General features: G+C 63.8%; 14 protein-coding genes. 3 read left to right on the forward strand and 11 right to left on the reverse strand.

The window, feature by feature from the left end:
• Positions 1 to 81 precede the first annotated feature (81 nt).
• Both GAU_RS18065 and GAU_RS18070 read right to left on the reverse strand, forming a co-directional pair.
• Complete coding sequence (locus tag GAU_RS18065; protein WP_015895349.1) at positions 82 to 2,658, reverse strand: DUF5916 domain-containing protein; 2,577 nt, start codon at positions 2,656 to 2,658, stop codon at positions 82 to 84.
• A 195-nt stretch (positions 2,659 to 2,853) separates the two neighbouring features.
• Positions 2,854 to 3,894 carry a phosphotransferase gene (locus GAU_RS18070; protein WP_015895350.1) on the reverse strand — a complete coding sequence of 347 codons (1,041 nt, stop codon included), beginning with the start codon at positions 3,892 to 3,894 and terminating at the stop codon, positions 2,854 to 2,856.
• Positions 3,895 to 3,950: 56 nt separating this feature from the next.
• Between GAU_RS18070 and GAU_RS18075 the strand changes: the two genes are divergently transcribed.
• Positions 3,951 to 4,562, forward strand: coding sequence for a DUF2239 family protein (locus GAU_RS18075; RefSeq protein WP_015895351.1), 612 nt, complete (start codon positions 3,951 to 3,953; stop codon positions 4,560 to 4,562).
• 40 nt (positions 4,563 to 4,602) lie between these two features.
• Here GAU_RS18075 and GAU_RS18080 read toward each other — a convergent pair whose 3' ends face one another.
• The 9 genes from GAU_RS18080 to GAU_RS18120 form a co-directional block, all read right to left on the reverse strand.
• Entirely contained in the window at positions 4,603 to 5,718 is a 1,116-nt protein-coding gene (locus GAU_RS18080; protein WP_015895352.1) for an alkene reductase, read from the reverse strand.
• A 108-nt stretch (positions 5,719 to 5,826) separates the two neighbouring features.
• Complete coding sequence (locus GAU_RS18085; protein WP_015895353.1) at positions 5,827 to 6,411, reverse strand: TetR/AcrR family transcriptional regulator; 585 nt, start codon at positions 6,409 to 6,411, stop codon at positions 5,827 to 5,829.
• A 220-nt stretch (positions 6,412 to 6,631) separates the two neighbouring features.
• Complete coding sequence (locus tag GAU_RS18090; protein ID WP_041265684.1) at positions 6,632 to 7,771, reverse strand: metallophosphoesterase family protein; 1,140 nt, start codon at positions 7,769 to 7,771, stop codon at positions 6,632 to 6,634.
• A gap of 67 nt (positions 7,772 to 7,838) precedes the next feature.
• Positions 7,839 to 10,598, reverse strand: a complete 2,760-nt coding sequence (locus GAU_RS18095) for a TonB-dependent receptor (protein ID WP_083765757.1) — start codon at positions 10,596 to 10,598, stop codon at positions 7,839 to 7,841.
• Positions 10,599 to 10,884: 286 nt separating this feature from the next.
• The gene (locus GAU_RS18100; RefSeq protein WP_015895356.1) at positions 10,885 to 12,222 is read right to left on the reverse strand and encodes an aspartate aminotransferase family protein; all 1,338 of its coding nucleotides are present in this window, start codon (positions 12,220 to 12,222) and stop codon (positions 10,885 to 10,887) included.
• A 78-nt stretch (positions 12,223 to 12,300) separates the two neighbouring features.
• Positions 12,301 to 13,491 carry a P1 family peptidase gene (locus GAU_RS18105; RefSeq protein WP_052574531.1) on the reverse strand — a complete coding sequence of 397 codons (1,191 nt, stop codon included), beginning with the start codon at positions 13,489 to 13,491 and terminating at the stop codon, positions 12,301 to 12,303.
• 13 nt (positions 13,492 to 13,504) lie between these two features.
• Positions 13,505 to 14,959, reverse strand: coding sequence for a hypothetical protein (locus GAU_RS18110; protein WP_156799125.1), 1,455 nt, complete (start codon positions 14,957 to 14,959; stop codon positions 13,505 to 13,507).
• Between the two features lie 2 nt (positions 14,960 to 14,961).
• Positions 14,962 to 17,922: a TonB-dependent receptor domain-containing protein gene (locus GAU_RS18115; RefSeq protein ID WP_015895359.1), complete on the reverse strand. Its 2,961-nt coding sequence runs from the start codon at positions 17,920 to 17,922 to the stop codon at positions 14,962 to 14,964.
• A 198-nt stretch (positions 17,923 to 18,120) separates the two neighbouring features.
• The gene (locus tag GAU_RS18120) at positions 18,121 to 19,404 is read right to left on the reverse strand and encodes an acetylornithine deacetylase/succinyl-diaminopimelate desuccinylase family protein (protein WP_015895360.1); all 1,284 of its coding nucleotides are present in this window, start codon (positions 19,402 to 19,404) and stop codon (positions 18,121 to 18,123) included.
• 131 nt (positions 19,405 to 19,535) lie between these two features.
• Between GAU_RS18120 and GAU_RS18125 the strand changes: the two genes are divergently transcribed.
• Entirely contained in the window at positions 19,536 to 20,969 is a 1,434-nt protein-coding gene (locus GAU_RS18125) for a sodium:solute symporter family protein (RefSeq protein WP_015895361.1), read from the forward strand.
• 7 nt (positions 20,970 to 20,976) lie between these two features.
• The gene (locus GAU_RS18130) at positions 20,977 to 21,762 is read left to right on the forward strand and encodes an SDR family NAD(P)-dependent oxidoreductase (RefSeq protein ID WP_015895362.1); all 786 of its coding nucleotides are present in this window, start codon (positions 20,977 to 20,979) and stop codon (positions 21,760 to 21,762) included.
• Position 21,763: the final 1 nt, after the last annotated feature.

Genomic DNA, 21,763 nt, shown 5'->3' on the forward strand with positions numbered 1-21,763 from the left:
CGCTGCGCCAACCAGGGTCTGAATGCCAACGTGGCCCCCACCGGTATTCGGCAGGGGCCACGCATTCTCACCGTCTCTGCACTAGCGACCGAGCCAGTAGCTGGCCTTGATCAGGAAGACGTTATCGGGGCGGCGCGCGAAGATGTTGCCGTACGCATCCGTCACGCCGCGGCGATCGAGATTGGTATCGCTGGCATCGCGTCCCTGCGTCCACACGAAGAACAGCACCGAACCCGGGCGATACTCCCAGCGCACGACATTATTGGTGCGCATCTGGCCCACCCGGAAGCCGGCCGGCGCGCCGCGCGTGGTGTACGGGCGAAAGCGTTCATCACGTTCCGACGAGCGACCGTTGGCCAGTGCACGCCAGTCGGTGTATTCGCCATTGCTGACGAACGGCTGCAGATAGCTCTCGAAGCTCAGCGTGGGCGTGATGGTGTAGTTCATGCGCATCGTCACCGAACTGGTGGACTGATACAGGCGCGCAAACGTGAACGACGTGACCCCACCATCCACGTAATTGCCGTTCCACTGCTGGTCGTCGATGTTGCGCGTGTAATTCAGGTTGATGCTGCCGTTGAACTGCGAACCCACGCGCACATTCGCCCCACCGTGCACGTTCCAGTTGCTGCCGAGCCCGTCGAGCCGTCGACCCACATTGCCACCGATGTTGGGGGCAAAGTTCCGACGGCTGTCGCCGTTGATGTTGAACCAGCTATTCAGCGTCTTCGGCTTGAACAACGCCGGGCCACCACGCGCGTCCCGATCGGAGTACGCGGTGATGAGGTTGTTGAACCCGATGCCGCCGTTGGCGCTCCAGAAGTTCTTGAACTCACCCCAGCCGTTCACATTGCCGCCGTTGCCCAGCATCATGCCGTCGGTGTTGCTGAAGCCCCAGGCATTGAAGTTGAGGTTCGCGCGACGGAACATGCCCACCGGGGTCACGGGGCGCAGCCCCATCCACATGGACGCGCCGGCTTCATCACTGCGGGTACGGAAGCCCACATCGTTGATCTCGAAGCCCGGGGCCATGTACCACGCGGACGTGCTCAGGCGGGTGATGCCACCTCCCTGCTTCTCGAGGGAGCCCTGCATCATCCATCCCGTGAGACTGGTGCGCGTGCTGTCGAAATCGATGTGCTCCGCATCGGGACGCTGATACAGATGACCATTGGAACGCTGCGTGAGCGCGATGGCCTGCGCCGTACCGGCCACATGCGAACCCGCCAACTGACTGCTCACCTGCCAACGATCGCCGGCAAACCGATGCCGTGCATCGAGGCCGCCGGTCCAAGCATTGCCACGCAGGAAATTGCGCGTCCACTGGTCGGTCTGGCGCGCCGTATTGGTCACCATGAGACCGATACCGCTGTTTCCTCCGCGCAGATCCTGCTGCAGACGCAGCACGCCATAGTTGGTGCGCGGTTCGATGGTGCGCTGCTGGGTGCCCATCTCTTCCTGCGTCACGGCATCGATCAGACCAATGGAGAGGCCGTTGCCCAATCGGCCGGTGACCTTGGCCGCGCCCAGAATACGCGACTGCAGGGGAGATGCGGCGTCACCATAGGTGCTGCGCATCTGCGGCGAGCGACCGATGCGACGCGAGTAAAACAGGCCGGTACACTGCCCGTCGTTGCAATCGATGTCGTAGCGGAAGATGCCACTGCCTTCGAGAAAGAACGGACGACGCTCGGCGAAGAACTGTTCGAATGCGCTGAGGTTGAGCACACCCGGATCGGCTTCCACCTGACCGAAGTCGGGGTTCACCGCCGCATCGAGCGTGATGTTGGACGTGAGACCGAGCTTGACGTCGGCCCCGATCTGTGAGGCGGCCGCGTTGCGCGGCGTACCATCACCACGCGGGCTCGCACCATAGCGCCCCACCGTGTAAGGCTGCAGTTCCATACGACGTGGCGCCGACAACTCCGCGAAGCCCGCCATCGGCTGCCACTGACTCACCATGCCGGTGCGTGAACGACGAAACAGCGGCCACGATATGCGTTCACCGCGGCGCGCGATGCGACGCATCAGCAGCAGACCAAAGGTGTTGTCACCACTGGGCACATACCGCAACTGACTCAGCGGAATGCGATACTCGGCCGTCCAGCCCAGCGAATCGATCTGCGCTGCGCCCTCCCACACCGCGTTCCATCCCCAGTCTTCATTGCCATCGTTGAAGACGTAACCATCGGACATGGTGCCGGCCGGCGTGAGGCGGAACATGTAGCCGGTGCGCTTGTCGTTGTACGAATCCACGCCGAGGATGATGTCGTCGGAGAGCGCCATGCCGTCGCGGCGCTGCAGCACCGACAAGATGCTGTCGGGATGCGGATCGTAGTTGCGCACGAGCACATACAGGTTGCGTGAGTCGTAGGCGACCCGCGCTTCGGTGCGGAACGACGGATCGCCGTCCTCCGTGGGTTCGAACTGGCGGAATTCCGTGATGGCACGGGCAGTCTTCCAGATATCGTCGTCGGCACTGCCGTCGATACGGGGGGCACGAACGGCACGCTCGGGGCTTGCCAGGGGTGCGGGATCTCCGGCGCGCGGGGCGCTGGCACGGAGAACCGTCGTCGACGCGACCTGTGCGCTGGCCGGTGACTGGGCCAGGACGGACGTGGACGCGACGAACGGCAGAAGGAATGCGACAAGCCGCATGGAGGGCTGCAGACGGAGGCGAAGGGCGGGATGGTGAGTGCTGGTTGGACGGCATCAACCACAAAAGGGTTGGAAGCACGCCCGATCATGAACTCACGCACGAAGCTCGCGGTCACTGCGATGCACACATCATACGCGAGGTGTGCCTCAGCGACCCAGTGCCCCAACGGGCCCCCGATCAGCAGGGTTTCATGTCTACGTGTTCCGGACGTCTTGTGCATGCCGCGCGTTGCGGCTCGCGCGCAGCAATGCCAGACCCAGTGTCCATTGCCCTTCACCGGTGTGCAGGTGCACGGTGCCCGCGCGCATCTGCGCATATACCTGCTCGAGCAACAACGCGTCGTCTTCACGACTGGTGGTGTCACCGCGATGGCCACGATGATGCGCCATTTGCAGAAACAACGTGCCGGACAGTGCTGCGGCGATGCGCTGTGACCACACAAAACGCGGTGGCAACATGGCGATCGTCGAGCGATCGACGGATTCGATGTCTTGCCTATCAGTCGCCTGATCGTACGCCCACAGCAGTGCGGCACTGGCGTCCGCATCCATGCGCAGAAAGACGGCCGCCGTGGCGAGATCGTAGTACGGATCATTGATCGCCGCACTCTGCCAATCGAGCAGCACCAGGCGATCGCCCGCGCAGGCGATGTTGGTGGGATTGACGTCGTTGTGACTCAACACCGGCGCCCGATCGGTGAGCGGTGGCGCCTCTTCGAGCAGTGCGTGCACGTGCGCATGCACCCACGCAGGCAGCGCACCGATGTCGTGAGCGGCGTGATGCACCGTCCTCAGTACGGCCTGTGGATCGGCCCGTGGCATGGCATGCAACGGCCCTTCGAGTGGCAGGTCGTGCACCCGCCGAATCGTGCCCGCGAACTGCGCGAGTGCCGCAGCGCGCGTGGCCGGGTTTCCGTAGCGAGCGGCAAACGGAATGTCGCCGGCGATCAGCTCGCTGAGCACCGCCCGTCGTTCGGCGTCGTGATGCACAACCTGCGGCGCGGCCCCCACCTCGGCCGCCGCGCGCTGCACGGCGACGGCCAATGTCCATGTGGCCAATGGCTCCTGCACGGAGGTGCGCTTGAGGACAAACGCGCCGTGACGGGTGGTCACCCGGTGTACGGAGGCACCCGATTGGCCGACCGCGATCGGCGCGAAATCCACGACATCCGCGTCGTCCGATTCGGCGGCGCTGGTCCATTCGGGAGGCAGGCAGGCCTTGAGCTCAGAATTCATGGGTATATTATTACCCGGATAAAACGCGGTGTCCACCCGCCCTTCAACTGCAAACCGTGTCCCTACCACAAACCTCTGCACCCCCCGCGCCGCGGCCATCGCTGACGCTGTTCGAAGGTTACCAGGTGCTGGCGCGTGGCTCGCACGTGGTGGTGGCACAGGCACTGGCGGCCGCGATTCGCGAGCGTCGAAACGGGCCTGTGCTGGCCTTCGACGACCACACCGGCCAAGTGGTGGATCTCGACTGGCGCGGCAGCGACGGGGAGATTGCGGTGCGTTATGCGGCACCCGAGGCGCCGGCGACATCGACCGAGGAGGCGTCGAGCACGAAGGCACGCGGTCCCGGTCGGCCTCGACTGGGCGTGACGGCCCGCGAGGTCACCCTGCTGCCATCACACTGGGAATGGTTGGCCACGCAGCGTGGCGGTGCGTCGGTGACGCTGCGCCGCTTGGTCGACGACGCGCGCCGCGCCAGTGCGACGGCGGACCGTGCACGGGCGGCGCGTGACGCGACGTACCGATTTCTGCATGCCATCGGCGGAGACCTGCCCGGATTTGAAGAGGTGTCCCGGGCCCTCTTCGCCGATGATCAGCTACGGATGGAGGCGCTCATGGTGAATTGGCCAGCGGACGTGCGTGGATATGCGCAACGCCTGCTGTCCACTTGATGCACTTTCATCGGTACACCATGGGATCACCATCGAATTATCACGAAATAATTTCTGCGGCCGGATAGTCGGTGTAACCTTCCGCAAAACCACTCGCCCCCGGCGCAAAGAAGGTGGCCGGATTTCCCTGAGACAACGGCAAGCCCTGTCGCAGGCGATCGACGAGGTCGGGGTTCGAGATGAATGGCGCCCCTACAGCGACAAGATCCGCGGTGCCGCTGGCCAGCAGATCCTGCATCGTGTAGAGGGTGCGGATGCCGCCATTGAGAATGATGGTGCCGCGGAAGTGCTCACGAACCGCCGCGCGCGTGGCCACGCCATGGGCACCGTAGCCGGCCGGATCGATCAGGTGCAGGTACGCGATACCCAGCGCCTGTAGCTCCCGGGCGAGCAAGACATATGTGGCATCGATCTCGTCGTAGTCCGGCTGGTCGTTGTACTGATTCCACGGCGACAGACGAATGGCCGTGCGATCGGCGCCGATGACCCGTGCGACCGCCCGTGCTGTCTCCAGAACAAACCGGGCACGCCCTTCCACCGAACCACCGTAGGCGTCGGTGCGCTGGTTCGAGTGGGGATTGAGGAACTGCTGCAGCAGATAGCCATTCGCGGCATGGAGTTCGATGCCATCGAAGCCGGCGTCGATGGCAAGCTTCGCACTGTCCACGAATGCCTGCTGCACCCGCGCGAGCCCGTCGGCATCGAGCGCCTCGGGAGTGTCATGCGGCTGCAGTTGCTGCTGATCGGTCCAGATATCACCTGCTGCCGCAATGGCGGACGGTGCCACACCCGCGATGCCACCGGGCGTGTTGAGCGTGTTGAAGATTCGACCGGTGTGCATGATCTGCAGGAAGATCCGCCCGCCTTCCGCGTGCACGGCATCGGTCACCTGCTTCCAGCCATCGCGCTGTTCGCTGGTGTGCAGCCCCGGGATGCGGGCGTAGCCCGTGCCATCGGCGGACGGCGCCGTGCCTTCAGTGATGATCAACCCGGCGCTCGCACGCTGGCGGTAGTACTCCACCATCATCGCATTGGGCACGTTGCCGATCGCGCGGTTCCTGGTCATGGGCGCCATCACGATGCGGTTCTGCAACGCGGTGGCTCCCACCGTGATGGGCGTGAGTGCGAGCGGTGTGGTAGTGACTGACGTGGTCATGGTGGTGTGTCCGGTGCGGTGTGTGGGCGCTTGGTGGTGGTAGTTATTCTGGACATTTCAGTCCAAAACTGAGCACAAAAATTCGCCGAAATGGCGTGTATCACGACCTCAGCGTCGCGTGAGTTGTTCGAGTGTGAAGTCGATGGTTTGCTGCAACTGCGCCGCCGGTTGGCCCGTCTTGGCGCCGAGTACGAGTCCCATGCGTGTACAGAGGACCATGCGGGCAGCCTGTTCGACGTCCAGCGTATCCGGCAGCGAGCCGTCGGTCTTGGCGTCGGCGAGTCGTCGAATCACAGCGTCCTGCAGAATGGCGGCGTCGGCCTGGAGAATCGCGCCGACCTCTTCATCCGTCGCGCCAAACTCCACGGCGGCATTCATCGCCAGGCAACCGGCGCCCTTTCGTTCGGGCGTGCAGGTGATGGCCGACTGCAGCAGCAGACGCAGTGCCGCCAATGGCGGCGAGGTGCGACACAGCAGTGCCACCTGCTCACCGATTTCATGTCGGCTATACGCGCGCAGCGCGTCGAGAAAACACTGCCGCTTGTCGCCGAAGGTGTCGTAGAAGCTCTGGCGACCGATACCCATCGCACGCGTGAGGTCCTCCGTGGTGGTCGGGGCAAACCCCTTCCGCCAGAAAACCTCCACCCCCGCCCGCAGGGCATCGTCGCGCTCGAACTCCTTGGGCCGTGCCATATCCTGCAATCTGGCTGTTTTGGACAGACGTGTCAATAACACTGGTCCGCAACAGCGCACAGCGGGGGGAACACAGAGGACACAAAAACAAAAAACTACCGCCACAGATGCAAAGACATGTCAATCAAACACTTAGCTGATTGAATGATTTTTTGGTGGTATCTGTGCCTTCCGCTCGGTTTCTGTGCAATCTGTGTTCCCCCCGCTGTACCCAACCCAACTATCGAAGCAGGATCGTCGCCTGCGGCCCCCACCGCGATGCGGCAGAGACATGGTCCCATCGGTACTCACGCACCGTCAGCCGCTGACGAGCGGCATCGAGGGTGACGACCAGAAACGAAAGCTTGGTGTCGTCGGTGGCCGAGTCGCGGCCTTTGAGCGGAGAGTCCACACGGAAGGCAGGAAGCAATGCAGTGCCGTCGGCCTCACGCAGCGCGTGGAACTCGGTCCAGTTCTGATGTCCGTGGAAATAAGCCCGCACATTGCGATGACGGCGCACCAGCTCACGAAAGCCTTCCAATGTGGGCGATCCTTCGAAACGGGCTCCTGGCAACGGCGCGCCCTGCCACTGCTCGGTGAGCAACGCCTGGAAGCCTCCAGTACCCGGCGGTCCACCACCCGGTGCGGTGAAATGACTGATATCCACCATCGGCGGATCGTGTGCGAACAACAGCACCGGCACCGAATCGGGGATGCTCGACAGCTCCTGCTCCATCCACGCTCGCTCGGCGGAGTCGGGCCAGATGTGCAGCACCATCAGCGCCACCCCATCGAGGCGGCGCACATAGTGGATGCGGTCGCGTGTGTAGTCGAATGGTGGTCGCTGCGCATACTGCACGGGATCGATCAACCGCAGCAGACCCGCCATCGCCGCCGTGTCGGTGCGCGGCGTGAGCGCGGGCACATAGCCGATCGCATTCGAGGCATCGTGATTGCCGGTCGCCACGATCATGGGCAATGGCGCCGCACGTCCGGCATTCAGCGGCGCGACAAATGTATCGAGGAACTCCTGCCATGATGCGGCCGCCGATTGCACACCGGGTTCGGCGCGGTTGGCGATATCCCCTGTGACAGCCACAAATCCGAGTTCGCCGATGGGTTGTCCCGCATGCACACCCGTGTCATCGGGCAGGCGGGTACCCGGCAGGGCCCGCACGGCCGCCGCCAGCGCGGCATTCACCTTGGCTGCGGAGACAGCGGAGTCACCCCGAAAGCGCGCACGCGCCAAGCCGTAGTGTAGATCGGACACCAACACGAAGTGGATCGCCGCCGCAGACTCGCTGCGCTGCGCGGTCGCGGTCTGCCAAGGCACCCCCATGATCACGACGAGGCTCAGCACAGCGGCGCGCAGTATCCACACGCAGACGGCGTCCGGGGAAATCCCCGGACGCCGCTGGACAGCACGCACACACGTTCTCACCAAGTCCTTACATGCCATGACGGACGCCGAAGTTGAGCTGGCGGCCGTAGTACGTGGTGGACACCGGATGGCTGCGGTCACCCACATACTCCACCGTGGGTGTGTTGGTCACGTTTCGCACGTTCAGGAAGATCGAACCGAGCCGCTGTGTGCCGTAGCTGAACGTCAGATCCACCAGCTTATCGGGCGCGAAGTAGCGATCCTGCGCGAGCGCCGCACCGACGGCGGACAGACGCGCGGAACGCTGCACGTACGACGCCCGCAGCTCAAAGCCACGAAGGTTGTAGAACCCGATGAGGTTGAGCACATCACGGGCCGGGCCGGTCAGCGGCAACGATTCCGTGCGGCCCGGATAGCGAGCGTCGCTGCTGATGAAGCTGTAGTTGCTCTCGATGCCCAGTCCACTGAGCAATCCCGGCAACATGTTGAAGCGCTGTACCCACGACAGCTCCACGCCCTGCGAGCTGCCCCCTTCCGAGTTCACACGACGCTGTTCGTCGTATCCGGCAAAGTCGCCCGTGGTGAGACGCGTGCGCTGGCTGAAGACGAACGACTCGATGTCCTTGCGGAACACCGACACCGAGAATGCTCCGAGCTCACCCAGCGCGTACTCGGCGCTGGCATCCCAGTTGCGCGCCGTGGCCGGCTTGAGGTCAGGATTGCCCACAACGATAGTGGGTGGGTTGAGCTGGGCATTCACCTGCGCGCTCGGAATAAGGTCGCCAGGCGCAGGACGTGACATGCCCGTGGTGAATGAGGCGCGCATCACGAGCGGCACCACCGGCTGATATCGCACATGCAGGCTGGGCAGCACGTTGCTGTACGACGCGCTCGACTTCTGCTCCACGATGCCCGTCACGCTGGTCACACCGTTGACCGTGGTGGTACGAACCAGATTGGCACGACCGCTGTTGTTGGTGTGTTCGAAGCGCGCACCACCGATCAGGCGTACGTTGCCGATATCGAGCGTACCCATGGCAAAGGCGGCCGTGATCGATTCATCGATACCGAAGTCGCTGTTCGCGCGGCCCTGTGTGGAAAACGGCTCGTTCACCAGGAAAGTGCCGGCACCGTTCTGCACCGACTGCAACCAGCGGTCGTAGTCTGGGAAGTACGGCAGCAGGCGCGAGCGTCCATTCGACGCCGGCATGAAGTCCGGTGTGGCCACGTCGCGAATCAGCGTCGGCGTGATGCTGGCCGAATTGGCGGCATTCAGCGTGTAACGCGCATAGATCGGCTGCGACTGGGCCGACTGCTTGGTCGAGTTGCGGGCACCGAACTTGAGCGAGAACGGCAATCCATCGAGGGAGAACGTGCGGCGGGTGCTCAGGTCGATGGTCGTTTCGTTTTCATCACGTGGTGCCTGCGTCTGGTCCACATTCACCAGCCGCTGCAGCGTCTTGTTGCCGAGGTCCACGCCGTTCGTGACCGTGAAGCGCGGAAAGCGCGGCTCGGCCATGTCGGGGGTCATCGCCACATTGGCGATGCGCGTGGTGATCTGCATGGTGGCCGGATAGGTCTTGTCGGCGCGGGAGTGCGAAGCGCGCAGGTCGGTGTTCCAGGCCCCCCACTGCGTGGTGCCACCGGCGATGTACATCTGGAAGACGTTGTGCGGCTCACGATAGAACGTGATGTTGTCGACCTGCGAAGTGGTGGGACGCCATGTCGTGCCCTTCTGGTCGAGCCAACGATAGTCGTCGCTCCAGACGGCCTTGGCATACAGCGTGGTACTGGTGTTCGGTCGATAGCCGACATTGAAGCCCAGGCCGATACGGCGCTTCTCTTCGCCACGATCGTACACATTGTTGCTGGCCAGCACGAACGGATTGGTTCCCACGGTGCTGTAGGCGTTGTCCGAACCATCATAGCCACGGTAGTCGTGAAAGTACGAACCCGTGAACAGGTAGCCGAAGTTCTTTTTTGCGCCGAGCCGGTCGCCAATCACCAGCTCGAGCTGCTGATTGATCGTGTTGCCACGCTGGTTGTTGGTGCCACCGAGATTGAACGCGAACGTGCGGTCGGGTGAATCAAATGCCGTGCGGGTCACGAGATTGAGCGAACCGCCGATGCCATCACCCGGCAAGTCTGGCGTGAGCGCCTTCGTGACTTCCACGCGCGAGAGCGTGGCGTAGGGGAACTGATCGAGTGCCACATCGCGGTTGCCATCGACGTTCGTGATGGGCAGTCCGTCCACCGTCACCGAGTTGTACTGGGGTGCGAGACCACGAATGGTGGCGGTACGATTCACGCCGGCGCGTGTCTCCACGATGATGCCGGGCAGACGCAGCAGCGCGTCGCCGATATTGCCTTCCTGCACGAGACCGAGGGCTTCGCGCGACACCACCGTTTTGAGGTTGTCGGCGGAGCGCTGAATGTTGATGGCGGTCGCCTGCCCGGCCACCTGACCAATGGTGGTGACGGTTTCGAGATTGGGCGTGAGCGCAATTTCCACGTCGGCCCGCGCACCGGCGGCCACCGTCACGGGCGTACGCGATGCGCCGTAGCCGATGTAACGCACCACCAGGGTGTGCGTACCAACCGGAACGCCACGAAAGACAAACTGCCCTTCGCGTCCCGTGGCGGCTTCGAGTGACGTGCCTTCGACACGCACGATCGCGCCTTCGAGGTAGGCACCGGTCTGGCTGCGGACCCGCCCACCCACTTCACCAGTGGAGGACTGCGCGGGGAGCATAGCTGGTGCGAGCGCCAGCAACAGAATGCGAAGCGCCCCCGCGAGGCGGGAGCGCAAGCGAACAGACAAAGACATGAGATGAGGCCGGTTGAAGGTGTGTAGCCGGCATCACAATCCCCAATCTTCGTCACGGCGCCGTGACCTGCACGTCACGACTCAAGCCAATGGGCATACCTGAATTCGGAACTGCGTACAGCGGGGGGAACACAGAGCACACAGAAACAAACCGCCACGACCACAGACACAACGAGCAACTTCGTGCTCCATCACTTGAAAAATGATTGAACGATTCTCTTTGTGATGGTGGTATCTGTGCCTTCTGCTCCGTTTCTGTGCGATCTGTGTTCCCCCCGCTGTACCCCTACGCCGTCGCTTCGAGCGCGCGCCGCACCTTGCCCACGAGCTCGTGGATCTGTTCTTCGTTGATGATCAGCGGCGGCGAGAGCGCAATGATGTCGCCCGTGACACGAATGAGCGCATCCTGCTCATGGAACGCATTGGTGAACACATCGAAGCCACGCGCGCCAGCCACCCCATCGCGGGGACTGAGCTCGATGCCACCCACCAGACCAATGTTGCGCACGTCGATCACATGCGGCGCATCACGCAGGCCGTGCAGTGCCGCCTCCCACACCGGGCCCATGGTGGCCGCACGGGTGAGCAGCCCCTCGCTCTGATACACCTGCAACGTGGCCAATGCCGCGGCGGCCGACAGGGGATGTCCGCTGTAGGTATAGCCGTGGAACAGCTCGATGCCACGCGGCGTGGACTGCACCACCTCGTCGTAGATCTTCGTGTGCACGCAGGTGGCCCCCATCGGGACCGCCGCGTTGGTGAGTCCCTTGGCCACCGTGAGGATATCGGGCGTGACACCAAACGCCTGCGCCGCAAACGGCGCGCCCACACGACCAAAGCCGGTGATGACTTCGTCGAAGATGAGCAAAATGCCGTGTTTCGTGCAAAGCTCACGCAGCCGCTGCAGATACCCCACAGGCGGAATGAGCACACCCGTCGAACCGGCCAGCGGCTCGACGATCACCGCCGCGATGCGCTCCGCGCCATGTTTGGCCACCATCTCCTCGAGCGCATCGGCCAGATGCCCACCCCATTCCGGCTGCCCCTTCGAGAAGGCCTGCCTGGAAAGGTCGTGCGTGTGCGGCAGATGATCGATGTGGGGCAACAACTGCTTCGCGAACGTCTTGCGGTTGGTTTCGATACCGCCCACGGAAATACCGCCAAAACCCACGCCATGATAGCCGCGCTGCCGCCCCACGAAGAGGCAGCGATCGGGCTCCCCACGCGCCTGGTGATACGCCAGCGCGATCTTGAGTGCGCTGTCCACCGACTCACTGCCTGAGCCGGAGAAGAACACACGGTCCATGCCTTCCGGCAACACCTCGGCCAGACGTTCGGCCAATGCGAACATGAGCGGATGGCCCATCTGGAACGCCGGCGCATAATCGAGCGTGCTGGCGGCCTGCATCATCGCATCGATGATGGGTTGCCGGCAGTGTCCGGCATTCACACACCACAACCCCGCCGTGCCGTCGAGAATCTCGCGCCCGTCGTCGGAGCGGTAGTGCATATCCTTGGCGCTCACCAGCAACCGGGGGCGCGCCTTGTACGCCTTGTTGGCCGTGAAAGGCATCCAGAGTGCATCGAGCGAGGGCGTGGCAGCGGTGCGTGAGGCTGCGGTCATCGGAATGTCCTGAGAAATGACGACGCGGATGGACGCACCAAGTCGTCCATCCGCGCCACGGGTGATGAGTTCGGTGACTTACCGGCCTGCAGCCTTGCGCTTCACGCAGGCGCTCGGATACGTCTCGCAGTATCCGAGGCGGCTATTGCCCACCTGCTTCGAATCGAGCACGGCATGCACGACGGCCCGTCCGAGCACATCGGCGGCCGCATTGAAGATAGCCTGCAGATCGGCGTTGCCGAGTTGCGTGGTGAACGGCGTGGTGGCAATGCCGAACACCGTATCACCGTCACCGATGTTGTGGATCGGGCGAATGGAACGGGCGAGGCCGGCGTTGGCGATCTGCGCCATGCGCTCGGCTTCCAGATCGATCAACGGCGCGTCGGTGGCCACCAGGGCGATGGTGGTGTTGCGCGGCGCCCCATCCGAGCCATCGTTCGGGCCACCACGACCGGCCTGCGCCGTCTGGCACTCCTCGGCCTTGGGCTGCACGATGTTGAATTCGTCGGCCAGTTCGAGGAAGTACCCGTACGGCAGACATGTGCGCGGATCGACCGGCGAACCGGCCGGGTTGAGACCCACGATGGCCGCCACCGTGTAGCCGTTGGACAGCTTCACGCTGGCCGTGCCCATGCCCCAGCCGGCACCCATACCCATACCAGTCCGGCCGCTCTTCACCGGCTGCGTGCTGGCCGCTTCGGTGGCCTTGTAGCCGAACATGGCGTTGGGGCGCTTCTTGAAGTCACCACCACGACCCAGGTCCATGAGAATGGCCGCCGGCACGATGGGCACCACACCGCCGCCCACCGGCACGCCGAACTTGTGCTCTTCCATCCACTGCATCACGCCCGTGGCTGCGTCGAGTCCGTAGGCACTGCCACCGCTCAGCACGATGGCCTGCACTCCACGTACCTGACCGCCCGGCTTGAGCAGGTCGGTTTCTTTGGTGCCCGGCGCGCCACCCATCTGCGAGTAGCCGGCAGTGGCACCTGTTTCCGTACGAATCACCGTGGTGCCCGAGCGATAGCCGCTGTCGCTGCGGGTGTAGTTGCCCACCTTCACGCCCGGCACGTCGGTGATGGAATTGTTCGGGCCGGGCCCGATCACCGTGACACGGGCCATCGGTGGACGCGCCGGCTGCCCACCGGGTGCTGCAGGCGGCTGCTGGGCCGCGAGCATGGCCGGGACGAGGGCGGCCATGGAAGCCGCGATGCCCATGCTGACGCGCCATCCGGCGCGCCAGCTCACAACCTGATACGACTGGTCCATCGTGTGGCTCCGATCAGTGGAAGGGAAGCACGTCGGTCGACGCCTTGTTCTGCACGAGCACGCGGTTCATGTCGGCCTTGATCACCACCGTCTTCGCCGCCTGATCGTACGTGAAACCATCCATACCGAGTGACGGCGGGATGAACGACGGGATGATGGCCTTCGTGTAGGGCTCGCCATCCTTGGTCTTCGAGTTCGCGATGATTTCCGTGCGGGCGACCGGCATGCGGATGCCAAGGTCGGCCATGCGACGGCCTTCTGCGATGAAAATCTCCTGACGCATCAAATACACGACGTACAACCCGTCATCAACCGTTGTGATCGCGTCGATACGCGCCGTGGTCACCGAGGTGCCGGAGACCGTGAACGCCTTCACCGTGGGCAGCGAACGCGTGAGCACGAGACCGTCGACAAACGGCTCACCCGGCGCGAACGCCACGCGCGTGTCGGCGGTGTTGGGGTAGATGATCTTGCCACCCGCCCGACCACGCTGCTGGATGCGGCTGTCGATCTGCTCCGTGGGACGCGCGTTCACCAGCGTCAGCAACAGCTTGAGCCGGTCCTTGGCCCCCGTGATGTTGTTCTCCGCCAGCAACGCTTCGGCCAGAATGAGATGCGCTTCCTCGGCCTTGGCAAACGCGATCGGGCTCTGCGTGGTGGCACTGCGATTCGGGTACTTCGGATCGAGGAAGTCGAGACGCGGCAACGGCTGGAAGTTGTTGACGGAGCTCGTCAGCACACCCTGCATGGCGTTGTTCGGACCGTTGACCGGATCGAAGGTGGCGTTGCGCAGGAACTGCGGGCTGGCCGTGAGCAGTGCCGTGGCTTCTTCGACTGCCTTGGCCCGGTTCCCCAACCGGTAGTACGCACGAGCCAGCTCCAGCGTGTAGCTGTTGCGCGCCGCGGCATCGGTGCTGAGGGTGCGGGCCTGCGTGAAGTCGGCGATGGCGTTGTTCAGGTGTGCCTGCCAGGTGATGACTTCACCGTTGGCCACACCGGGCAGGCCGACATAGGCCTCACCGGCGAACAGATTGGCCATACCGCGGTTGAAATACAGATCGGCCTTGTCGTTGGCCGTCACCTGCGGATCGCGCGGGAATACGCTGTCCAGTCCGAAGGTGGCCATGTAGCGCAGGCGCGCGATGGCATTCTGAATGGACGTGACCTCGGGATCGAGATACGTGATGACCGGCTGATCAAACTGCTGGTTGTTCGTCGTGTAGTTGTTGAAATAGTTGTCGGAGATGATTTCGCCGTTCTGCACCACGGTGTTGAGCGTGAGCAGGAACTGGCGCTGCGTACCACGCAGCCACGACGCACCGGCAGCCGGTGTGGCGAGGAACTGTTCGTCCGTCAGGTTGGGATTGCGCACTTCGGTGGGCGAGAACGCATTGCAGGCACCTGCAGCGATCACGGCCAGCGTCGGCGCGAGCAGGCGCGTGGCCCGCATCAGAGTCGGTCGGCGCATCGTCAGAACCCGAAGCGAAGGGTGAGGAGGAAGCTGCGCGGGTTGCCGTCAGTGGCGTAGTTGAATCCGCCCACTGCGGCCGCACCCTGCGACGTGGCCGACGACAGGTCGGTTTCCGGATCGAACGAAGACGACGCCCAGCGCCACGGATTCACGATGGAGAACGAGGCGCGCGCGTCCTTCGTGCCACGCGGCAGCAGATTCGCAGGCAGGCGGTAGTCCACCGACAGGGTGCGAATGGCCACGTAGTCGGTGTTCTCCACCCACAGGTTCATCGTGCGCTGCCAGATGGAGGCACGATTGCCGTTGTATGGCGCCTGCGCCAGCGCGGCGGCGGGCACATAGGTCTCTGTGCCGTTCACGCCGTACAGGTAACGGAACGCCTTGTCGAACGACTGCGCCTGGGCACCGAACTGGTAGTCGGCACTCGCGCTGATGTTGAGGCGCGAACCGATGCCGAGCTGCGCACCGAAGCTGCCAAACGCATCCGGCGTGGGCTTGCCAAGGAACGCCAATTCCTGGATTTCCTTGATGGTGCCATCGGCATTGAAGATGGCCTTGGCACCCTGCAGGAAGCCCACGGGATAGCCTTCCTGCACCATACCCTGCACCGTGCTGGCTCCGTAGCCGCTGATGGGGAATGGCGGTGTGCCACCCAGCTTCTCGACCTTGTTGTTGAGCGTGTTGTATGCGCCATTCAGCGTGAGGCGCCACATGGCGTTGCTCACCGGCGTGACCGTCGCACGCAGTTCCATGCCACGATTGGAGATCTCACCGACATTGGCGATCTGGCTCACTTCACCCGTCGATGGCGCGGGCGGCGCCGTGATGAGGGCGTCCACCGTGCGGGCGGTGTAGTAGCCAAGACCCAGCGTGGCGCGGCTCTGGAAGAACGCCAGGTCGGCGCCCATTTCGAGCGTGCCGGTGCGCTCCGGCTTGAGGAAGCGATTGCCCGGCTGACCGAACGTGGCGGCCTGCTGCCCGTTGAACGAGTTGATCGTGACGGTGCGGTCGTTGGCAAACGGACGCGGGAACTGGCCCGCCACACCGTACGCCGCGCGCAAACGGAAGTCGGAGAGCACGTCCTCGGAGATGAGGCTGCGCATCCACTCTTCGGCGCCGATGGCGTACACCAGGCCGACCTTGGGATAGACCTGTGCACCGGTGTTGGCACCGAACGCCGTGTTCTTGTCGGCGCGCAGACCCAGCTCCATGGTGTAGCGCTCTTTGTAGCTGATGTTGCTCTGTCCGAAGAGGCCGTAGTTGGCCACCCGGAAGGCCACGTCCTGCGACTGCGTCACGCCGGCACCGGTCACCGTCTGTGCACCATCGCGCACGTTGGTGGCGGTGTAGGCCACCTGCACATCGTCGTTGCGGAAGAGCTGCGCACCGACCGAGGTGATCACCGACAGGTCACTGCCGATCGCCGCGCTGTGCTGGCCACCCACATCGAACGTGAAGCCCGTGTAGTTGCGCTCGAAGTTGGAGATCGTGCCGCGGTCCACCGTACCGACCGGGAACGCGCGGGTCGCGATCTGGAACTCGTTGGTGACGATCGCCCGCTCTCTGCTGAAGCGGTTGTTGAGACCAAACGTCGCGTGGGTCTTCACCGACTTGAACGGATCGAAGTCGATGCGGTGCGAGGTCTGGAACGCGCGCGTGAATACGCGGTTGTCCTGCAGGCGTTCGCCGTTGTTCACGAACGTCTTGAGGCTGTCCGCGCCGGCGGGCGTGAGGTTGTCGATGTTGTTGTTGAAACCAAAGGCCGACGAGCGGCCGGCTTCGAGCACCCACAGCGACGTGTAGCCACCGGCATTGCCGTTACGGAAGCGCGGCGAGTCGGTCTCGTTGTACGAGAGCGAGCCCTGGTACTTGCCCTTGGTGCCGATGTTGGCGCCCACCGCATTGCGGAAACCGAAGGCGCTGTTGTCGCCGTACACGCGGTGACTCTGGCTGGCGCGCAGGTTGCCCGAGAGGCTGTACGTGATGGCGTTGTTGCCGCCTTCGATGCCGGCCGAGTACTGCTGCGAGAAGCCGTTGCGATACAACAGGTCCCGCGTGGCCTTGAAGAAGTGGAACTGGGTCTGCGGGGTGTCGTATCCCGAGCGCACTTCGAAGAAGCCCTTCGTACCGCCCTGGCTGCCACGCTTGGTGAAGATCTGAATGACGCCGTTGGCGGCGTCCGATCCGTACAACGTGGTGGCCGCACCGCCGGGGATGAACTCGATGCGCTCGATGTTGTCCATCGGCAGGTCGGCGATGGCGCTGGTGGCGGCACCCTGTGCCCGATTGCCGGACGTGTTCATGCCCAGCGCGGCCTGCGTGTTCAGGTTGTCCATGCGCACACCATCTACATAGATGACGGGCGTGGAGTTGTTGCTCACCGACGTCACGCCACGCGTGCGCATGATGGACGTCGTGCCGGGCTGGCCCGACGTGAGGCGGATCTGCGCGCTGGGCAGATTGGTCTGCAGCAGTTCGTCGAGGCGCTTGGCCGGTGAGGCCTCGATCTTTTCGGCGCTGACGACGTCCACCGTGGTGGCGATGCGTCGCTTGGAGATTTCACCGCCCTGACCCGTCACGACGACCGCGTCGAGATCGAGCGGCTGCACATCGAGCGCGACATTCACCGTGGCCGTCTGTCCGGCCGTGATGGTGATGGGTGCACCCTTGTTGGCGTACCCGATCATGCGCACGCTGATCATGCGCTGGCCGGGCTGCACTTCGGTCAAACGATAGCGACCATCATTGTCGGTGCGCACGACGCGGTCACGATTGTTGTCGGCAAACACTTGCGCGCCGGGCAGTGGCACGCCGGATCGCCCATCCGTTACCCGTCCCGTGACTATGCCATTGGCGCTGGAGGGGGCACTACCTGGAGCCTGGGCTCGAAGCGGAGAGGTCCCCAGCACGCACAACAGCGTGCCAAGGAGAACGCCGGACCATCGAGAACGTCGCGTCATCGAATGTTCCTCGGTGGAAACTGCGTACCACGTGGCACACGCAGATGGCGTGGGTCGGTGGCGGTGGGCTGAACGCGCTGGAGGGGAGCACTGCGGTGACGGCGTTCACGTCACGGGTACGACGACAACAGGCGCGCACGCGGGTAGCGGGATCGACAAACCACCCGCGACACGCGCGGGTTCGTTCCGACACCTACGTCAAACGGCGGTGGTACCAGTCAGCTCGAGCAGGGACAGGGCGAGCACCTTCGTGGAGTGCATCAGGTCGGCGATATCGCAGTACTCGTCCGGCTGGTGCGCCAGGTCGAGGATGCCTGGCCCATAGGCCACACAATTGGGGACACCCGCGATGCGATCGACGTGCTTGTGGTCGTACGTGCCCGGGCTTGCCGCGAGCAACACAGGACGTCCAAGCACCTGTTGCACTGAACGTTCGAGCGACGCCACCACCGATGCGCCGTCCGGGGTCTTCACCGGATGCACGATCATGAGGTCACGCAACTCGAAGAGCAGCTCGGGGGTTTCCCGAGCCGCCGTTTCCAGCAGATCCACGATCTCGGCGCGTGTGGCGTCGAAGCCTTCTTCCGCGAGGAAGCGGCGATCGAAAATGGCGCGGCAGATATCCGCCACACACGGCGTCTGTATACCATCGACCGGCTGGCCGCCGGCTATACCATTGATATTGAGCGTGGCGTGCCGAGCCCCATCGGGCTTCACCGGCACCGCCGTTGTGCGAGACTGCAGCACCGGCATGAGCACGCGCCGGATGCGATCGAGAATTACGCCCATATGCTCGATCGCGTTGGCGCCCAGAAACGGCATGGAACCGTGTGCGATGCGGCCGCGCGTGATCACCTCGAACCAATACACACCACGGTGACCGATGTAGATGCGGTCGGTGTTGGTCGGCTCCGTGATGATGACCGCATCGGTACGATCGGCACTGACACGCCCCTGCTGCGCGAGGTACGCCATACCGGCGAACCCCCCGCTCTCTTCATCCACCGTGCCGCTGATTTCCACCGATCCATGAAGTGGAACTCCTGCACGGCGAATGGCTTCCGCCGCATAGATGGCCGCCGTGATGCCGGCTTTCATATCGCAGGTGCCACGTCCATAGATGCGGCCGTTCTTTACTTCGCCACCGAACGGATCGACTGTCCATCCGTTGCCGGCAGGTACGACATCGAAGTGCCCGTTGAGATGCACCAGCGGCCTGTCGGAACGACCACGCCGCAGACCCACGACATTCATGCGCGGATGCTGCGGCGTGTGTTCCGGCCGTCCTTCGGCCACCGGATAGTCGACGGCGAAGTCGCATTCGACCAGCCGCCGTCCGATGAACTCCGCACACTCTACATATGCGTCGCCAGGGGGATTCACCGTCGGGATGCGAATCATCTCCGACGTGAATGACACCATCTCGTCCTCAGCCGCATCAATGGCGGCGAACACTCGATCGATCGCATGCGGGTTCGACATGGGCGCGAACGTCGCGCGGAATATTTCACTTGTCAAGCATCTGTTTTCGCCGTATGTCTCCTGCCGCTCCCCCCTTCGTTTCTGGTGCCGCAGCGAAACGCCGGCGCCACCGCCCCACGCGCTCAGAGGCCATGCATACACACCTCATCTGGCTGATCGGATATTCCATTGCGCAGCTCGCGCTGGGTGCGTGGATTTCCCGCCGCGTGAAGACATCCAGTGATTTTTTCGTGGCAGGCCGTGCGCTGGGACCTGGATTGCTGTTCAGCACCATGCTCGCCGCCAACATCGGCGCCGGGTCCACCGTAGGAGCGACAGGCCTCGGATACCGGGACGGTTTTTCCGCCATCTGGTGGGTGCTGTCGGCCGGCATCGGGTCCTTGCTGCTGGCATTCTGGATCGGTCCGGCCATTCGGCGTGTTGCGGCCGAACACGATCTGCGCACGGTGGGCGACTACCTCGAACTCCGGTACGGCGTCACGGTGCGCACGCTGATCTCCGGACTGCTGTGGGTGGGATCGGTCTTCATTCTGGCCGGACAGCTCATCGCCGTATCGTGGATCCTCAACGTGATCGCCGGCGTGCCCAAGACGCTGGGCTGCATCCTCGCGGGTGTGCTCATCACGGTGTACTTCGCATCGGGCGGGTTGCTCACGTCGGCGTACGTGAACGTGGTACAACTGATCGTGAAGCTGGTGGGGTTTGCGATTGCCATTCCGTTCGCGCTCAGCGCGTCCGGCGGATGGGATGCGTTGCGTGCGTTCACCCCCACGGAGACGTACTGGAATCCATGGCAGGGCGGTGAATCGGGACTGGTGTACCTCGCCATGCTTGGCCCCGCGTTTGTCGTTTCGCCTGGTCTGTTGCAGAAGGTGTACGGGGCCCGCGACGATCGCACGGTACGCATCGGCGTCGGCTTCAATGCACTCGCGCTGATCCTGTATGCGGCAGTGCCGGTGTTGCTGGGCATGATGGCGCGTGTGCAGTTCCCCGATCTGCCACAGTCCGAACTCGCCCTGCCCACGCTGCTGGTGCAAGGCGTGCCGGCCGCGGTGGGGGCACTGGGTCTGGCGGCTGTGTTTTCCGCGGAGCTCAGCGCGGCCGACGCCGTGTTGTTCATTCTCACGACATCGTTGTCGCAGGATTTTTACAAGCGCTTCCGCAATCCCGGCGCCAGTGATGCGCAGTTGTTGCGCGTGACGCGTTTCACGGCGGTGATTGCTGGTGCGGCGGGTGTGGGCATCGCCCTGGTGGCCGCGGGTGTGGTGAGCGCGCTGAGTATCTTCTATACCATCATGGGTGTGAGCCTGTTCGTACCCATCCTCGCAGGGTTGTACAGCACACGTACCAGATCGGCCGACGCCCTCGCGGCCATCATTGCCGGTATCGCGGTGGTGGGCGGATGGCGCCTGCTGCTGGATGGCAAGCCGATCAACGGCATCACGGCGCCGATGGGTGGGCTGATTGCCGCCATCGTCGCCTTCCTTGTGGTCCACCTCGTCGGCCGCGCGCGCGGCGGCGACATCAATAGTGGTGGACGTCCTCCTCACACCGAACGGAACTAGTCGTCCCATGTCCAAGTCCCACATGTTCGACCTCACCGGCAAAGTCGCCGCTGTCATCGGCGGTGCGTCCGGCATCGGCGAAGCCGTCACGCTCGGTGCCGTAAGCATGGGCGCCACCACGGTCTGCCTCGATGTGAAGGCGGAGGCGGCCGCCGCCACCGCCGCCAAGGCGGGCGGCAGCACGGAATCGGGTGCCATCGATATCACGGACGCGGCGTCCGTGAACAGCGCGCTCGACGCCATCGTCGCCAGACATGGTCAGCTCGATATCCTCATCTGCACGCCCAGCATCAACGTGCGCAAGAAGATTCTCGACTACCAGGACGAAGAGCTGCAGCGCGTGCTGAAGGTGAACATCACCGGCAACTTCAACGTGCTGCAGGCCGCTGGCCGCATCATGGTGCCGCAGAAGCGAGGCAGCATCGTGCTCTTCTCGTCCATCCGTTCGCTGGTGGTGGAACCGGGTCAGGCGCTGTATTCGGCCACCAAGGCCGGCATTCTGCAGCTCGCGCGTGGCGCGGCCTGTGAGTTCGGTCCGTCCGGCGTGCGTGTGAACTGCGTGGGCCCCGGTGTGGTGGAGACGCCGCTCACGGCTCCCATCAAGGCCAACCCCGACTGGTACAACGCCTACGCATCCAAGAATGCGTTCAATCGCTGGGCACAGCCGGAAGAGATGGTCGGCCCCACGCTGTTCCTCGCCTCCGATGCCGCCAGCTATGTGAACGGCACCATCATCTATGCCGACGGCGGTTGGCTGGCCCAGGATGGCCGCTTCACGCCGCCGGGCATGTGAG

Source organism: Gemmatimonas aurantiaca T-27, assembly GCF_000010305.1.
GTDB lineage: Bacteria > Gemmatimonadota > Gemmatimonadetes > Gemmatimonadales > Gemmatimonadaceae > Gemmatimonas > Gemmatimonas aurantiaca.